Source organism: Pseudoalteromonas sp. NEC-BIFX-2020_015 (assembly GCF_012952265.1).
In the GTDB taxonomy this organism is placed as follows: Bacteria; Pseudomonadota; Gammaproteobacteria; order Enterobacterales; family Alteromonadaceae; genus Pseudoalteromonas; species Pseudoalteromonas neustonica.
On sequence record NZ_JABCJL010000012.1, the window covers coordinates 56,256 to 74,202 of the forward strand.

Here is a 17,947-nt window from a genome sequence, read left to right on the forward strand (position 1 = left end):
GTCGCTTAGTGTCGTGATATGTGAGAGTTTTAACGCACGGATCACAACGTTTTTATTTGGCTTATTTTAGTATGATTCAATACAATCAGGCAGCTATAACACTATGCTTCCACTTGGACGACGATCCACTTATCAATATAAAGCTATGAATAGAATGCTTTTTAGGCAAAATGAACTTTAAAAAGGTAAAACTTAATGTATGTTGCGCTATTATTAAAAAATAACTAGATTTGATGTAGACTTAGAGAGCATTAAAATTTAATAATTCTTTATTTGGCGCTATTAGGGCGTGTTGACCTTTCGTGATTGATTTTGCAGCAGTATGTTTGGTATTTAGGCAAGGCAGCGCCTATGCAGTGTGGTTGTTCCCCATAAATAGGCGATAACGCAGTATAAATGTCAAACATGCGCTGCCCAAAGGGTTCTTCCTAGGGGCGATTGACTCTTTGTTGCTCGGTTTTTACTTAGCCCGCTAGGTTACAAACCTCGCGCCGCGATTAAATCGCCCCTAGATTGAACAAATTTCAATCCACAAAGGTCAACACGCCCTAAAGGAATAAATAACTTTACGTTTTAATAGTCAATACATATTGGTGTGTGAGTAACCTTGAAGAAAATTAAAAATAAGGAATTTTCGATTGAATTTTCTTAGACGTTTCCATGATATCGTATCTGATCAGAGTAAAAACTTTGATGAAAAAATACATAAGTTACTTATATTTGGGTTAGATGTTTTTAACTTAGATATTGCGATTATTAGTGAAATTGAGAATAGCACGTATAAAGTGCTGTATGTGATCACACCCGATGATTCTTTAACACCTGAGACTGTTTTTGATCTAGATGGCACTTATTGCGTACATACATTAACAGCTGATGCGGCGCTTACCTTCCACAAAGCTTCAACAAGCAGCATTGCAAATCATCCCTGTTATTTAAACTTTCAACTTGAATCGTATATTGGTGCGCCAATTAAAGTTGGCGCTAAAGTATTTGGTACTGTCAACTTTTCTTCTCCTAATGCTTCAATGCCTTTTACTCAAGAAGCGCATGACTATGTTGAGTTATTTGCGCAGTGGCTTGGCTGCGAATTTGCACGAAAGATAGCCAATGAACAGTTATTAAAAAACAATAACACACTGTTGAAACTAGAGAATGTGGCAAATATTGGTTCTTGGGAAGTTGATTTAGTTAAAGACAAAATTATCTGGAGTGAACAAACTCGCCGTATTCATGAGGTGCCTGATTTATATGTACCAGAGTTAGACTCTGCGATAGCGTTTTTTAAAGTGGGTAACAGCCGTGAAAGCATTAGCCAAGCTGTGGAGTCCGCAATTGAAAATGGTGATAAATGGCATCTAGAGCTCGAACTAACTACAGCAAATAATAAGGAGATATGGGTTTCAACATTTGGAGAGGCTGAATTTACAAATGGTTGTTGTATAAGGTTGTTCGGCACCTTACAAGATATTACCGAATCAGTCATGCTTCGCGAAGAGCTAAAGAATAAAAAAGCCGAAGCTGAGCGAATGTTAGAAGACAGAAGTATGCTACTTGCAAAAATAAGCCATGAATTGAGAACGCCACTTAATGGCATTACAGGCATGCTTACAACGCTTTTAGATGAGCATCGTGAAGAGAAAAGAGTTGAAAAGCTCAAAGTAGCACTGAGAAGCGCCGATATATTACTCAGTATAATTAATGAGGTTCTTGATTTTTCAAAAATAAATCATGGAGAGCTGAAGCTTGAACCAAACCATTTTTTATTAAAAACGATATTTGTAGATCTTGGGTCGTTGTACATTCCTTTATTTAAAGATAATAAAGTCAATTTTCAAACATGCATAACAATTCCTGATGATTGCTGGGCTTATTGTGACAATGCGAGACTAAGCCAAATTGTTTCAAACTTATTAAGTAATTCTTTAAAATTTACTGAAAAAGGCGAAGTGAAATTTAGTGCTGATGTTAGCGACCTAGATGACAAGTATGCATTGCATATAGAGATAAGTGATACTGGTAGAGGGATGACAAAACCTTTTCTGGATTCGTTATTTTCACCTTTTACTCAAGAAGTTGATGCAAAAAGAAGTAAAGGCGGTACGGGATTAGGATTAGCTATTGTTAAAGAACTCATTGATTACATGAATGGGACTATCAGTGTAAATAGCGAATTTAATAGTGGCACTACGTTTATTATTGATATTCCACTTGCTGTCGGAGAAGCCCAAATTGAGATTAATCAACGTTTGAATGTTGATATAGACGCTACCAATCTATCCGTCTTGGTTGTTGATGATAACCAAATAAACAGGTTTGTACTCGATGCATCTTTGGAAAAATTAGCTATTAAGGCTGATTTTGCGGTGGACGGGGAAGATGCAATTTTAAAATGCAAGCAAAGGAAATATGATCTTATTTTTATGGATTGTGTGATGCCACAGCTTGATGGTTTAGAAGCCACTAAAATTTTGCGCGCTGACAATATTTGTAACCACGAAAGTACCTTAATTGTGGCTTTGACAGCAAATACGTCGTCAACAGATAAAGTCGCTTGTAAAGAAGCAGGTATGGATATGTTTATCTCAAAACCATTTAAATTGCACTCTATTGAAGATGCTGTTGTGACCGCTATAGCAAGCAAAGCTAAATTAATTGCCTAGGGCGTGTTGACCTTTGTGGATTGAAGTTCGTTCAATCTAGGAGCGATTAAACCGCCTGTAGATTGAAAAATGTTAATACTGAAAGGTGATTAGGTCTTAACGCATTGGTTTATATAGAAAGAAAAATACAATACCACCACACGTAAAATTGAGAACATAATATGTTTATAGGGAAATTATCAGAAAAATCAGGTGTTAGCGTTAAAACAATTCGTTTTTATGAAGAAATAGCACTCATAAAACGCCCACAAAGAAGCGGTAAATACCGTGTTTATGATGATAGCTACATTGAAATATTAACGATGATTAAGTTGGCTAAAACCTACGGCTTTACTTTAAAAGAGTTAACGGCGCTCGCCACAGAAAAAGCACAGCATGGGCTTATTCCTATTGATCTTTTACGAAATGAAATCGATAAAAAACGAGAGATCCATATTAAGCATATCCAAGAAATTGAGTTAAAACTGGTTGGTTTGACTGACTTGGAAGCTCGCGTAGCCCGTTATAACCAATGTTTATTAGAGGACTCTTAAAAAGCCGTTGACTCTCCCCTATAGAGGAGACTTTAGAATTTCACCTTAATCAAAAAAGGTGAATGAATATGAAAATAGCTTTTGTAAGTGGTGCCACCTCAGGAATCGGTTTGGCTTTCGCTAAAGAACTATCAGCTCTGGGATATAGTCTTATTTTACATGGCAGAAGTGCAGATAAATTAACGTCAATAGCGCGCATCTTACCGAGTGTACGCTTAACACTTGTTGCTGATCTTGCTAATGACAATGATGTAAAAGCAATGCTTGAGGAGCTAGAAAAACAAAAACTTGTCATTGATATAGCGATTAATAATGCAGGCTTTGGCTTATATGGTAAACACTTAGCGCTTAAAGTGAGTGATATTAACGCCATGATAGCTGTAAATATATCTGCGTTAACAACCCTTACACACTATTTTGCCGAACATATGACGCAACATGGCCGTGGACATATACTCAATGTTGCGTCCACGGGAGCTTATCAGCCACAGGCTTATATGGCAGCGTATTGTGCAACAAAAGCGTATGTAGCCAGTTTTAGTGAAGCAATAGCGCTGGAAGTACGTGCTGATAATGTCACTGTTACGTGTTTATCTCCAGGGAGGACTGATACTAACTTTTTTGTTTTTGATGGCGCAGATACTTCAAAAAATAATAAAGGCGCATTTAGCGCTAAGTATCGAATTAGCGCAAATAAAGTAGCGAAGCTGGGGTTAAAGGCATTATTTAAAGGTAAAATCAGGGAAATTCCATTATTTGAAAATAAATTCTATGTATTCCTCAACCGAATACTCCCAAGGAGTGTTGTGCTAAAAATATATGAGAATGCGATGAAAAGTATTTAGCGGGATATTGTCCTTAGGCTGATAAGTTTAAGGACGATCACTTTTTAAGCTGCGTGTAATAAATTGAGTTTTTTGTTTTTAAGCTCAACGCAGTTAAATTAAAGGATGTTGTTAGATTGCACTTCGAGATGTAAATAAACAAGTCTCTTTTTACTAATTGAACGTGGTAAAATTATTATAAATGTGAAGTACATTAATGTGCGGCGCTTTAGCTGTAATAAAAATAATAAAAGGCGACAGCTTATGAAAGCAAAAGAAATAGTTGAATTAGAATTATCAAGTACCGAAACGAGGGAGATCGTAACACCGTTTGCGTTTAAAATTGATCAGGCATTGCTGGGTTTACCTTTGGCAAGCCCTACGCGTAGAGCTGTGGCAATAATTATTGATGTGGCGCTTATATTCTTAGCGGCTAAACTCAGCGCTGCATTAATTGCATTTGTTGCTGCAATGGCTTTTTATAAAGGAACTGCAGGAAAATATCTACCGAATATGTCTTCATTTTGGCGCAGAGTATTAAAGATACTCGCAGCAAGCGCATTGTTTACTTGTTCATTGGTATTGCTCTCGGAGGGGATTGACTACGTTGAAGGAGATAGAGTTGTTAATAAGGTGAATAAAGATCAAGACATAGTTTTAAAGTCAGGTGAAAAACAACAAGTTTTGAATTATTTAGAGCAGACCGAAAATGAAAAAAATTGTGATTTTTTGTGTCAACAAAGCGCACTTGAGCAATTAATAGCAGATGTTCCTAAATTACAAGAAATCGCAGAGCAAGAGTACACTGTTATTACGCGAGTTGTATTATGGGCTATGGTTGAAAGACCTGCTAAAGAGCTCGATAAAGAAATTAAAACACCGCCTGTACTGACTTCGCAAAAAACTCAGTCATCAACAAGTATTTTGCAATGGGGTAAAGGAATAATTGAAGATTTAGGATTAGGTTTTGGGTGGGCGGCTGTTTATTTTACGTTATTTTCCTTGTTATGGAGAGGGCAAACCCCCGGTAAAAAGCTGTGTAATATTCGAGTTGTGGCACTTAATGGAGACTACCTAAGTTTATGGGATTCATTTGGCCGTTATGGCGGATATGGAGCTGGTTTTGCAACTGGGCTTTTAGGCTTTTTACAAATTTTTTGGGATCCAAACAGGCAAGCCATTCAAGATAAAATATCTGCAACAGTAGTTATTAGAGGTGACTTAAATCAACAAGTTAATGTTGAAACGATAACTAAAATAGTCAGTGATTAATATATATACCTCAACAAGTACTCACCTTGGGAGTATTTGAGTAGGGTTAAGTGGTCGTCATTGATGTCAGTGAGTTGTGTGGGCTATTGTGTTAGGTTGTATTTTGAGGGACGTTTAGCAGGCTTTTAATCGCTATTATTTTTATAGGACAGTAAATGAAATACTTCGCGGTACATCGAGCTGCATATCAAAAAAAGGGTGTGATTTGCCTAGTTCAGCCTGTGATTGCTCATTGTTTTAATTTAAACAATGAGCGTTTAATTAGCTTAATTTACTGTTATTTTAAATAGGCCTCAAGCGCTGCTTTTAAATGAATTTGCATTTCATTCCTGTGGTACTTTCTGACAGAGTAACTTTGTTCAAGGTGAATAAAACGCTTTGAAGATGCGACAGAGCTTGAAGAGCATGTATTACTTGAACCGTTAGTATAACGTGCCTGTACATTCCACGTACCACCTAAGCTTTTTGTATCATTACCGTAAACACAGGCTTTGATTTTACCCTCTTTTTCAACGTTTCTTTTTAGCTCATGTAGCAGGCTATGTTCATTCTCAGCGGTCGCGTATCTGACACTTTCGCTCAAATTAAGCATCAGTGGATTATCGGTATTACATTGATTTTGCAACTTGGCTAGCGTGGTTTTACCAAAGCCGTGATATTGAATAAATACTGAACTGTCATCGTAATCAGATATGTACTTGTGCGCAATATTAAAGAAAGAATCTGTTTGATGCGCCACATCGCTTGCTTGGTATTTACCATTTGTACAAGTACTTAATGTGTGGCTGCTGTCTCTTCGGGTGCCAGCAAGCATTAATAACTTTGCTTGAGTGTATAAAAATGCATCGATTGATTGAGTGCCAGTAAATGTATCTCTTTTAGGATGAGGTGCCTGCAAGGTGGCATTGAGCCCATTTGGATTGTACACAAAAGTACCGCCGCCTTTGAAGTCAGGGCTAGGTAGCTGTGCTATTTCTTGTAGTAAGTAATATTTTTTATCGGTTTTCGTATCTTTAAACTCTATAACCCGATAGCCGATGTCTTTTGCTAACTCACTTGCAAGTGGATAATTTTGTGCAAAAAATGACTTGAAAACAGCATAAAATATTTCTTGTTCTTTTGCATCGGGCATTGCCCAGCGGTTATCCGCTTTAGCGCCATAGTTAGTTGCTTTTAAATGCCGAGACAACTCGCCAGACATTAACGTTGTCGCTTTACTTGGAAGGCTCATGCAGCATACCAGTAGTAATACAAATTTGCTTAATAGATTAAAAGTAAATGGTGTGTGTAAGCTATATGCACTTTTAGAACGGTTATTAAGAATCATGTATTGTCCAACAAGTTGCCTAATTTTAATTAGGTATAAGTAAATACTGCGTCAAACCAAGTCCTTTATGATTGTATATGTGTATATTGATGCAATTAAAGTATGGTATTTATAGCAGTAAACCCTCCACTATTGCTAGTTATTTATTTAAAAATACGCCGTTTTAACTAGGTTGTTTTCACAGTGAAATGCCTATTATATTTACGTAACATGAATGGTTTCATTAACTTAGTTAACTGGTCTGAACAGGTGTTGATTACTTGCTAATAAAGCCCTTTTCAAAAGGCAAAGCGGACTTGAGTTAAACCTTTTGGTATAACGTATTGAGGTTAACGTTTAAAAAGAGGGATTATTAAGGTTGAGGTTTTTGGTGGTTTTATGAGCCTCATTACGTTAATGTGCTATTTATAAACAAGGAGTTATCGTGATTGAAATTAAAGATCTGTGCTTTAGTCGCACTGATGGTAGTAACAAGCAGCGTATTATAAATAACCTTAATTTATCGATTGATAATTCGCAACAGCTGGCTTTACTTGGGGATAGTGGCTCGGGTAAAACAACCTTATTACATATCTTAGCGGGTTTAATTAAGGCGCACAGCGGGGTCGTTAGTGTTAATGGGCATCTTCTATCATCGATGAACGAACACGAGCTGACCTTGTATAGGCGAAAAATCGGATTAATATTTCAGCATTATCAACTTCTTGAGTGCTTAAATGTGAAGCAAAATATTTTATTTCAGCATAAACTTAATTTTCCACATCAAGATGTTGAAGGGTTTGATACTTTAGTTAATGAGTTAGGTTTAGATGGTAAACTTGACTCTTTAGTGCACCAGCTATCTGGTGGAGAGCAACAACGAGTCGGCATTGCAAGAGCGCTGCTTAACAAACCGCAAATAATTTTAGCCGATGAACCCACTGGCAACTTAGATCAAACACGCTCACATCAAGTTGTTAAGTTACTCACCCAGTTATGCCGCAGGAGAAAAATCAACTTAGTTATGGTAACTCACTCTGAAGAATTAACGAGCTACTTTGATGAAGTAAAAGTACTAAGAGATGGTTGCTTTGTATAACGAAATAAAACTTATTTTAGCCACCCATATTGCGTTTTATCGTCGTCACCCATGGTTAATAGCCTTGTTTTTTATAGGCTTTAGTTTAGGGAGTGCACTATTAACCGCAATCGCAGGGCTAAACCAAGAAGCAAAAAACCGCTATGATAATTCCTCTGCACTTATTAATAATCCTGTTTCACATCTAATTAAGCCACTGGCAGGCAAGGTATATATTAACGGGGATATATGGCTTAAGCTTCGTCAAAAAGGGATTACAACCGCACAGCCAGTACTACGAGGTAGGATAGCAACAAGTGAAGGCACATTAGGGATTCAAGGTGTTGATACGTTATTGTGGTTAAACAGCAAACCATATCAACAAACAGAGATTAGCAGCGGGCAGGCTGGTGGGCCTTTTGCATTATCATCGCTACTTGTTGATTCCCAATTTAAAGATCGTCTCACGACCACAACAGGTGAACGTCTCCCTTTTATATTCCAAAATGAGCGCCACCAACCAAATATATATTTTGCCGATGATATTGGTTTATGGGCAATTACAGATCTTGCGAACGCCGATTATTTATTAGATGCCAAAGGGCAGCTTAGTTTTATTGAATTATCGAATTTAACGCAGCAGCAACAAGCGCAAATACAGTTGTTAATTGCAGGGCGCGCTGAGCTTATAGATGTGCAACAACAAGAGTTTGATATTTTATCGCAGGCATTCTTTTTTAATTTAACGGCCCTGGCAATGCTTGGCTATATTGTGGCGGCTTTTTTAAGTTTTAACGCGATAAAGTTGACGTTATCTGCACGAAGAAAATTACTCCAGCAGTTACATTTATTAGGCTGTAGCACGCGAGGTATTCAAATTAGCTTACTGATCGAGCTAATGGCTTTGAGTTTATGTACAGCTTTACTTGGTACCGCGGGTGGATATGTTATAGCCAATGCACTTGTGCTTGATATTAACAGCACCTTAGTTGGCTTGTATCAGCTGGATAAAGCACTAGTGATTAATTGGCAGTGGTTTAATGTGCTTTTGGGTTTTTCACTAAATATCATAGGCTTGGTTGTTATATTATTAGCGCAAGCAAAACAGATAACAGTGAAAGGCGAGCAGCTTTTTTATACTTTATTAGTGTGTACGTGCGTGGTGTTGATTTGGTTATTAAATTACGCGAGCACTGAACTACAAGCCTTACTCGTGTGTTTTACTATTCTTGTTTTGTTTATATTAATGGTTCCCAAAGTATTATCTGCTCTTGCATGTTTACCAATTCATATACGCAACCCATTAGATCAGTGGCTACATTGTGATACTCGCTATTACTTAAAAGATTTACATATTGCAGTTGTTGCTATTTTAGTCGCACTCGGTAGCGCTATTGGCATGCAAATTATGGTAAAAAGCTTTAGTAATACTTTAAACGCCCATCTTGAAAAACAACTCAGCGCAGACATTTATTTACGTTCAACATCACTTGATAGCACATTAAGGGACACGTTGAGTAGCGAGTCAGGCGTTAAATTGCTGAGTATTTACATGCAAAGTGAGGGCAACGTTGATCAAATTCCTGCTAAGTTGGCAAGTTTTGGTGAAGGTTCTCAGCACTATCAGCATATTTCACTTACCTCAGCAAAGCTCGTAACTGAGGATGACTTTAGTAATGAGGGCTGTTTAGCCAATGAGCAAAGTAAAATTAAGTTTGGTTTTTCGTTGGGTAATAAGGTTGTATTTAAGCAAAACGCTACACGTTTCACCTGTCGTATAACGGGCTTTTTCTATGATTATGGTAATCCTGCTATTTCTTTGTTAACGCAAGAGAAAAGACACAAGAGTACGGCGTTAAACAGTGACTATTTTGGCTATTCAATTCGGTTAAAAGTCGGCACCACCGTTGCGGCGTTTAGTGAACGTTTAATTGAAGATTTTAACCAAGATAGTACACAGATTTTAGACAACAAGCAGTTTAAGCGCTATGCCAAAACATTATTTGAAGACACGTTTGTTGTCACTAAGGCACTCAATAGTTTTATTTTAGCGATTGCATTATTGAGCTTATGTACCAGCTTATTAAGTTTAAGCACTAATCAGTTAAAACAGCTTACTATTTTACGGCATTTGGGCGTTACAAAATACCAGTTACTTGGTATGAAACTTCTGCAAACTAGTGGGGTCGTGCTTGTTACAACTCTATTTGCGATCCCCTTAGGGTTTGCTCTTGGGTATGCTTTACTGGCATTTGTCATGCCGATAGCCTTTGGGTGGACGATTCATTTTAGCGTTGATTTTATGCATTTATTATTGACCTGTTTAACGCTTGTAGGCGTATCAGTTGTATGTGCTTACTTACCTATTCGACGAATAATAAAACAAGAATCGCAGGAGCACTAAGGCATGCTAAAAAATAGACTATTGAGTGTATTTGTTTTATGTATTTTATGTGCATGCCAACCAGCTGAACAGCAAAAAAGTAAGAAAACAGAGATGGGCTCTGCATTACAAGTGTCGATAGGGGAACCTGTTAAACCAAGTGAAATCCTTAGTTTTCCTCAGGACCACGGTATTCATAACAAGCAGGGCATTGAGTGGTGGTATCTCACTGCTAATTTAAAAACAGCAAACAATGAAACATTTGGTGTGCAATGGACATTATTTCGTACGTTAATGCCAAGCAAGGCTAATTCACAGTGGTGGGATAATAACCTTTACTTTGCTCATTTTGCTATGCAGAACAAGCAAGAGCATGTTGCTTTTGAACGTTTTGCTCGAGTAGGTCAGGCGAGTGTAACAAGCTCGCCGTTTAATGCTTCAATTGATAACTGGCAGTTAAAAAGTAATGAGAACACATTTTTGCCTTTAACTTTATCAGCTGAGCAAGAGGGTTATGCTGTTGAACTGACATTAGCGCAAAGCCCACTTACTTTGCATGGTGATAATGGTTACAGCCAAAAAACGCAAGGTGGTCATGCATCGTATTATTATAGTTACCCATTTTTGAATGTAACTGGCAAGCTAACTTTTGCGGGCAATCATTACAACGTCACGGGAAATGCATGGTATGACAGAGAATGGTCTGCCAGTTTACTAGATAAACAACAGCGCGGCTGGGATTGGTTTAGCCTTGTTGACAGTCAATCAGGTGACAAAAAAGGCTTAATGCTGTTTTGCATTCGTGGTGATGATCAAGGTTATGATTATTGCAGTGGGAGTAAAATTTCGGCCAATGGCAAGGTAACTCAAATTCCTCAACAAGATATTACATTGACAGTGGTTAATACTGTGAGTTTGGGTAATCGAGATTACCCAAGTAAATGGCAAGTCCAATTAGCTAATAGCGAAGCCATCATTATTGAAAGCATTACAAAGGACTCTCGAAATCAATTATCAATAGAATATTGGGAAGGACGAGTTAAAGCGACTGGCGGCTTTAATGGCAAAGGCTATGCCGAACTCACTGGCTATTAAACGAAAGAGGAAAATATGGAAAATACATTAATTAAAAGGGGATTTATATTAGCAGCACTGATGAATTTCAGTGTTGTGGTATTTTCACGTGGTTTTACAAATACGGCAATTAATAGTGCGGATCCCGTAGTGATGTCTAATTTTGGGCTTCTCATGATTGTAATGTGGGGGCTTGCGTATCTTTGCATTGGTTTGAGTAATTCAAGCGCGAAGTGGATTTCGGCTGTTTTTGCTGTCGAAAAGCTGATTTATGTTGTTATTTGGATTCTGTGGCATAGTGAAAACAGCGTAAAGGCCGTTTACTCAGAGGATATTCTAGCTGGTGTTTTTTATAGTATCTATGGGCTTAATGATTTAATTTTTATGATATTTTTTGTGTGGGTATTTTATTTATCCAGTAAAAACAAAGATGTTTTACCTTCTACATCAACGTGATCTTAAGTCACTGAGCTTTAATTTTTCGGAATTTTAAATGTGTTTCGACAGGATAAGCTTGTGTATTAATAACGTAGGACTTCAAAATTTTAGGACTTATAATGACTAAAGAGCGTGCAATTCCCACATCACGATTTTCACGGTTTGCAAAACTAGGTTCAATGGCAGGAAAAGTGGCTGGTAATATGCTGGTGTCCGGTGCAAAGGGCGCGCTCAAAGGCGAGTCATGGAATAATAAAAACTTGTTGCTTCAACCTAAGAACATTGAGCATTTAGCTAAACAGCTGGCACATTTACGTGGTGCTGCAATGAAGTTGGGGCAGCTATTATCAATGGATGCCGGTGATTTACTGAGCCCAGAATTAGCGAAATTATTGGCGATGCTCAGAGCCGATGCTAACCCTATGCCGCATAAGCAGCTGATTGGCGTTTTAAAAACGCAGTGGGGCGATAATTGGATTGATACCCTTTCTCATATTGAATTACGGCCGTTTGCAGCAGCGTCAATTGGTCAAGTTCATCATGCGGTTACTGAGCAAGGAAATAAGCTGGCTGTAAAAATTCAATACCCAGGAATTGCACAAAGCGTACAAAGTGACGTTGATAATGTGATGACCTTGCTTACTCTATCGCGTTTACTGCCTAAAGACCTTGATATTAAACCCTTAGTGGCAGAAGCCAAAAAGCAGCTACTCGCTGAGGCGGATTACCAGCTAGAAGGCAGTTATTTGCAACGTTTTGGCTCGTTATTAGCGAACGAACCACGCTATATTGTGCCTGCTTTATATGAGCAGTACAGTACAAAACAAATTTTAGCAATGGAGTATGTTGAGGCACAGCCGATTGAGGAGTTAGACAGTTTGACTCAAGCTCAACGCGACCATATTGCGAGTGATTTTATTTCGCTATTTTTCCATGAGTTGTTTGATTTTAAACTGATGCAAACAGATCCTAACTTCGCTAATTTTCAGTATCAAATAGCCTCAGAGCGCATCGTGCTACTTGATTTTGGGGCAACTCGAGAAGTACCTGATAAGCTCAGCGATGGGTATCGTGCGCTTTTAAGTGCTGCCAGTAATAATGATCGCCAGAGTGCTTTTAGTGCAGCAGTGGCTATTGGTTATTTTCAAGATGACATTGTTGATAGCTATAAAAACAACGTACTTGATTTGTTTATGTTAGCGTGTGAGCCACTACGAAGTGAGCAGGCATATGATTTTGGCAGTAGTGATCTTGCAATGCGTTTGAAAAATGCAGGTATGGCAATGAGTACAGATGCACAGCAGTGGCATACCCCGCCGGTTGATGCGCTCTTTATACACCGAAAATTAGCTGGGTTGTATTTAATTGCCGCTAAGTTACAGGCTAAAGTAAATGTAAAGCAGTTATTTCAGGTGTATCGCTAAGTCCTTTTAACTGCAAGATCAGTTAATTAACGGTGGTTAAGCGTTTAATATCGCCCTCTAGCGCTTCCATTTTAGCAATAGTGAGCTCCTCATTGGCGTTTATATCAAAATGCCAAATCAAATTGCCTTTGGCCACTTTAGTTATCTGTTGAGTGGCTAAATTCAATTGCCAAATATGATCGCGCTTTGACCATGATGATTGCCAATACAAGTTATTGTTCTTTATGCGTATATTATGAAATTGATTAACTTGTTTATTGGTTAAAGTAACGCTGTTTGCGAGCTGTTTATCAGTCAATTTATTACCAAAGAACATGTTATTAGTCAGCTCAGTTAAATTGAACAACTGATTATTTTTAAGGATGAGCCAGCTTGAATTATAAACATTATAGTAAGCAAGTTGTGCGTCAAGACTAATAGATGAAAGTAAGCGACCTTGCAGATTATATAAATGCACCGTTTTACCATCAAATGCATAGAGTGTGTCCGCGTTATACCATCCTAAATTTTTAATTGACTGATCAAGTGCGCTGGTAAATTGTTGTACCATACCTTGGCGATCGTACAGAGCAATATCCATATCACGGTTTGAAACTAGCATGGATAGATCAGGTCGCCATTCTAAAAATTGCACATACTCATAGCCTTTATGTTGCGATAAGCGCGTGACGTTATTTTCACTGTGTAAATAGACTTCACAAATACCGCTGCGTCGCGACATAAAGGCAGTTTCGCCTAAAGCGTTACTTACGGGTAAGTAGTCAATGCTTGATGTTGAAAAAATAGGTAAATTGTCTTTATCACGAATATTTACCTGCCAGCTCTCAATGGCAGTATACATATCACCAGCATGATCAATTGAGATACTGCTAAATAGGCCCTGCGCGGTGCTAAATATTGGGTAGTGTGTTTTATCTAGTCGTGTTGCTATTAAGCCGTGACGCTGACTGACATCGTTACTGACAATTGTTTGTTGTTGTGGATCAAACGTTGCGAGCCAAATTGGAAAATCCCAGTTGAGTACAGTACGACCGCTTAGCTCAATCAAACTGCTAGTGTGGTCTTTATGATTTAATAAATAATATGTTTTGTCATTCCATGCATTTAAAGCGCCTTTATAGATGCTGTTTTGAGGTAACTTTAAAGGCAAAGGAATAAGAGCATTATTAGTTAATCGATATAAATACGGGACTAAAGTACCGTGTTGTTTAATGGTTAAAATAAGTTCTTTACTGTTTTTCCAAACAGGTTTTTGTGCTAATTCACACGAGATGGCTGGGCCATTGTGTGCAATAGCACCTTGCGGGGTGATTATTTTTAAATCGCATTGATCCTCTCGGTATTGCCAATAGGCCAGCAATTTTCCTTCTTTTTGCCAACTAGGCTTTGCAGCACGATAGGTGCTTGGCTGCTGAAATAACACAGTACCTTGCTTATTACTAATCGTGAGTGTTTTTATATCTTTAATGTAGGCGAGCAAATCTGCATGTGGGTGAGCGTCTACATCAAACTCTAACCCTAATGCGTAACTGACATCTTCGAGATGATAAAGTGGTGCTTTTATTTCGGGTTCATCGCTATTAAAAAATGCATAGGCACTAAAACACACAATTATTACAGGGAGTAACCACATCCATCGAGTTGGGGGGTGGTTTAAAGATTTTTCATTTTTAGTTGTTGGAATTATATCTGCAAGTGGTTTTGGCAGCTCAGTGCTTACATTGGCAATAAACCGATAGCCTTTTTTAGGCACAGTTTTAATACACTTAGGAGACTTGGTTGAGTCATTTAAGACCCGGCGTAATTTAGTTAATATTTGATACAAACTGTTTTGCTCAACCACCGTGTTAGGCCATAAGCTTTGTTGGATCAGCTCTTTTGAGATCACTTGATCTGGGCTGGCTAAAAACAACCGCAATAAATGCGCAACTTGAGGCTCTAGTTTCTGTACAAGATTGCTTGCAATATTTTTAAGTTCATCGTGCTGTGCGTCAAAAGCAAAGTCATCAAAATAATAGATAGTTACTTTCTCGGCTGTTGGATCTTGGTTGTTATTTATATCTATTGACTGCATTTTTTTGTTACCAGTTTGAATCCACCTAAACATACCGCTATTCAGATAAAAGTCAATAAAGATAAGGGACTAGTCATCTTTATTCAGAAAAAAATCAGATTTTTATGCACGTATTTTTGTTCTTATAAAGAAAATAATTACACAAAGTAGATGCAATGATGAAAACGTTAGTAAGTGTGTCGGCCGCCTTGTTGGTGAGCCAGTCTGTGATCGCAAAAGATATAAAAATAGATGGTCAGTTGAACGAGGTTCAATGGCACAACGCGACGGCTTATCATGACTTCTTTAAAGTAGTCCCCGCCACACTGGAAGTAACTCAAAACAAAGTACAGGGACTCGTATTCACCACTGAAGAGGGCATTTATATTGGTTTTAAAAACTTTCAAAAAGAAGGCGACCGTAAAAAGCAATACAACCTACAAGATGGCTTTATGCAAGCTGATTTTAACCGTTTTGTGATAGATTTTTCAGGGGATGGCAGTGGCGCCTATCAGTTTTCGGCCACATTAGGTGGAGGTATTCAAGATGCTGTATTAACACCGCAATTAACCACTGACTTCGATTGGGATGGCGTATGGCAGTCAGCTTTTTATGAGTACCCTGATTACTGGACGAATGAAATTTTTATCCCTTGGCAAACGGTTTCATTTAGGCCAAACCGTGATGAACAAGATTTGGCGAGCGTGGGGGTGTCTTTACAATTATATGAATTAGCGAAAAACCATATCTATGGGTCGCAACAGCAGACTACGGGTAAGAGTGATTTTTATTTAAATATGCCGAAAGTACTGGCCCAGATCCCTACTTCTCAGCAGTGGTCATTTGTGCCTTACATAACGTCTGAGCAAAACTTTATTGCTGACGACAATAATATCGATATCGGCTTTGATTTAATTTACAAACCCGATCATCATCAAAAATTGAGTGTGGCGGTTAACCCTGATTTTGGTCAAGTAGATAGCGATGAGTTGGTAGTTAACTATTCCACAGTTGAAACTCTAACGACAGATAAACGAGCGTTTTTCACTCAAGATATTGGTGTGCTAAATGTAACAGCAGAGCAAAATACGCGGCTTATTCATACGCGTCGTATTGGTGCGGGTAGTGATGATGGGACAGAGCAGATAACACCGATTGATGTTGCCGGGCGTTTTGTCCACCAAGGGGAGCATTGGCAATTTGCAGGTTTTGCGGTACATGAAGACGATTTAGAATCAGATGCAGGCAAAGAATTTTATGTGGGTCGAGCACGTTTTCGCCAAGATAACTGGCAATCAGGGCTGCTTGTGACACAAACAGAGCGACCTTGGTTAGCACGTGAAGCAAAAACAGCGGCATTTGACAGCCAATATCAAAGTGAAACGTGGTCTTTACAAAGTGCGCTGTTATTTTCAGATATTCAACAAGGTAAAGTTGATTATGGTACTCAAGAAATTGATCAACAAGGTTATGGCTTAAGCGCTAATGTTAAATACCAGTTTAATCCAAATGTAAGCCTTGCAGGTGACTATTTACGCCTTGATGATCAATTTGAAAATAATGATTTAGGTTATAAACAGCGTAATAACTGGCGAGTAACTGAACTTAATTATAATCATGCGGTTAATTACTCTGACGGTTTTATAAACCAAGTGAAACACAGCATTGATACCAGTTATCAAAGTACCGATAACGGTTTAAAGCTCCCTGCATTACAAGCTTATACAGCATCATTTATTTTAGATAATGGTGCTACGGCCAGTGCATCACTTAAGTACTTTACATCAGGGTGGGATGATTTAATTGGTCGTGGTGTAGGGCTTTATCAAAGTAACAGCACACTTAGTAGCCGACTCTTTTATGGTAGTCCTTATACTGGGGAGTTTAGTTGGGCTGCCAGCTTTCAGTTAGACGAAGAAGGTATTGATGGACTAGCACAGCAATACGCCGTTGATATGACATGGATGCCGCATCATAACTGGAGCGTTAAATTCAACCAATTTTACCGAATTGGTGACGGGTTAGTGATTGGTACCAACCCAGGTCAAGTTACGCAGTTTGACCGTAAATTTTATGTTAGTTATTTGAATGCAGCCGGTTTAATTACCGATAATTTGGAATTAAGCGTTATTTTCCAATGGGTTATTTTAGATGCTAAAACAGATTCAGTATACGATATTTCACAAAACCAGCTAAATAAACAAGTAGGTATAGACAATAGCTTTACTGATCAACGCTTTACAAGTCAAATAAAGCTACGTTATAAGTTAGGTGCGTATTCTGATATTTATTTAGTATACAACCGAGGTGGTGCGAGCTTCGATGATGATGTAGGCTCCCATAAATGGTTACGTAACTTAAATACGTTATGGCAAGAACGCGATCAAGACCAGTTTACCTTTAAAGTGCGTTATTTATTTTAACCAACCGTTTGGGCGTTTCACAGGCACTTTATCTCATCGTTGCTACTTCTTAAAGGGTGCAAAGTAATGCCTTGATATTAAGTTGCTATGCAACGCTGAATTCTGCACCTTGAGGTTGGAATTAAAAGCGATTTAGGCAAGGCATTGATTGCAAATAATAGTGGTTCTATTGTTAAAATCAATAACGCTGTATAAATCGCTATTAAGCCAACCCGTTGGGCGTTTCACAGGTGCTCACTCTCATCGTTGTTACTTATTAAAAGGGACGGCCATTATTGCAAAGTAACGCCTTGATATTAAGCCCCTGTGAAACGCTGAATTCTGCATATTGAGGTGGCTTGGGTATATAGAGCAACATATCATTATTTTATAATTCGATTCTTATTATGAGGTTAAACAGTAAAAGTACGTTTAAGATATGTAATTTACTCTATAATAAACTATAAATAAGCTTAGCTTCGCATTGCTTACTACAT

12 protein-coding genes are annotated in these 17,947 nt (G+C 38.1%); 10 read left to right on the forward strand and 2 right to left on the reverse strand.

The window, feature by feature from the left end; genetic code table 11:
- Positions 1 to 638 precede the first annotated feature (638 nt).
- The 4 genes from HH219_RS10765 (at position 639) to HH219_RS10780 (ending at position 5,292) form a co-directional block, all read left to right on the forward strand.
- Positions 639 to 2,663, forward strand: coding sequence for an ATP-binding protein (locus tag HH219_RS10765; protein WP_169327440.1), 2,025 nt, complete (start codon positions 639 to 641; stop codon positions 2,661 to 2,663).
- Between the two features lie 161 nt (positions 2,664 to 2,824).
- Positions 2,825 to 3,196, forward strand: coding sequence for a MerR family transcriptional regulator (locus HH219_RS10770; protein WP_054205050.1), 372 nt, complete (start codon positions 2,825 to 2,827; stop codon positions 3,194 to 3,196).
- Between the two features lie 68 nt (positions 3,197 to 3,264).
- Complete coding sequence (locus tag HH219_RS10775) at positions 3,265 to 4,041, forward strand: SDR family oxidoreductase (protein WP_169327441.1); 777 nt, start codon at positions 3,265 to 3,267, stop codon at positions 4,039 to 4,041.
- A gap of 243 nt (positions 4,042 to 4,284) precedes the next feature.
- The gene (locus HH219_RS10780) at positions 4,285 to 5,292 is read left to right on the forward strand and encodes an RDD family protein (protein ID WP_054205048.1); all 1,008 of its coding nucleotides are present in this window, start codon (positions 4,285 to 4,287) and stop codon (positions 5,290 to 5,292) included.
- A gap of 277 nt (positions 5,293 to 5,569) precedes the next feature.
- Here the strand turns inward: HH219_RS10780 and HH219_RS10785 are convergent, their stop codons facing one another.
- On the reverse strand, positions 5,570 to 6,523 hold the full coding sequence (locus tag HH219_RS10785) for a hypothetical protein (RefSeq protein WP_169327442.1): 954 nt from the start codon (positions 6,521 to 6,523) through the stop codon (positions 5,570 to 5,572).
- A 520-nt stretch (positions 6,524 to 7,043) separates the two neighbouring features.
- Here HH219_RS10785 and HH219_RS10790 point away from each other — a divergent pair.
- From HH219_RS10790 to HH219_RS10810, 5 genes are all read left to right on the forward strand, one after another.
- Positions 7,044 to 7,697, forward strand: a complete 654-nt coding sequence (locus HH219_RS10790) for an ABC transporter ATP-binding protein (RefSeq protein ID WP_054453960.1) — start codon at positions 7,044 to 7,046, stop codon at positions 7,695 to 7,697.
- Positions 7,681 to 10,080 carry an FtsX-like permease family protein gene (locus HH219_RS10795; protein WP_169327443.1) on the forward strand — a complete coding sequence of 800 codons (2,400 nt, stop codon included), beginning with the start codon at positions 7,681 to 7,683 and terminating at the stop codon, positions 10,078 to 10,080. Before HH219_RS10790 ends, HH219_RS10795 begins: the two co-directional genes overlap by 17 nt.
- Before the next feature lie 3 nt (positions 10,081 to 10,083).
- Positions 10,084 to 11,154 (forward strand): lipocalin-like domain-containing protein, encoded by a 1,071-nt coding sequence (locus tag HH219_RS10800; protein ID WP_169327444.1) that lies wholly within the window; start codon positions 10,084 to 10,086, stop codon positions 11,152 to 11,154.
- Positions 11,155 to 11,169: 15 nt separating this feature from the next.
- Positions 11,170 to 11,589: a hypothetical protein gene (locus HH219_RS10805; RefSeq protein ID WP_054453966.1), complete on the forward strand. Its 420-nt coding sequence runs from the start codon at positions 11,170 to 11,172 to the stop codon at positions 11,587 to 11,589.
- A 101-nt stretch (positions 11,590 to 11,690) separates the two neighbouring features.
- A complete protein-coding gene (locus HH219_RS10810; RefSeq protein ID WP_169327445.1) occupies positions 11,691 to 12,995 on the forward strand; it encodes an AarF/ABC1/UbiB kinase family protein in 1,305 nt (434 codons plus the stop codon).
- A 22-nt stretch (positions 12,996 to 13,017) separates the two neighbouring features.
- Here HH219_RS10810 and HH219_RS10815 read toward each other — a convergent pair whose 3' ends face one another.
- Positions 13,018 to 15,069: a winged helix-turn-helix domain-containing protein gene (locus tag HH219_RS10815; RefSeq protein WP_169327446.1), complete on the reverse strand. Its 2,052-nt coding sequence runs from the start codon at positions 15,067 to 15,069 to the stop codon at positions 13,018 to 13,020.
- Positions 15,070 to 15,224: 155 nt separating this feature from the next.
- Here HH219_RS10815 and HH219_RS10820 point away from each other — a divergent pair, with 155 nt between their 5' ends.
- Positions 15,225 to 17,471: a DUF5916 domain-containing protein gene (locus tag HH219_RS10820; RefSeq protein WP_249118504.1), complete on the forward strand. Its 2,247-nt coding sequence runs from the start codon at positions 15,225 to 15,227 to the stop codon at positions 17,469 to 17,471.
- Positions 17,472 to 17,947: the final 476 nt, after the last annotated feature.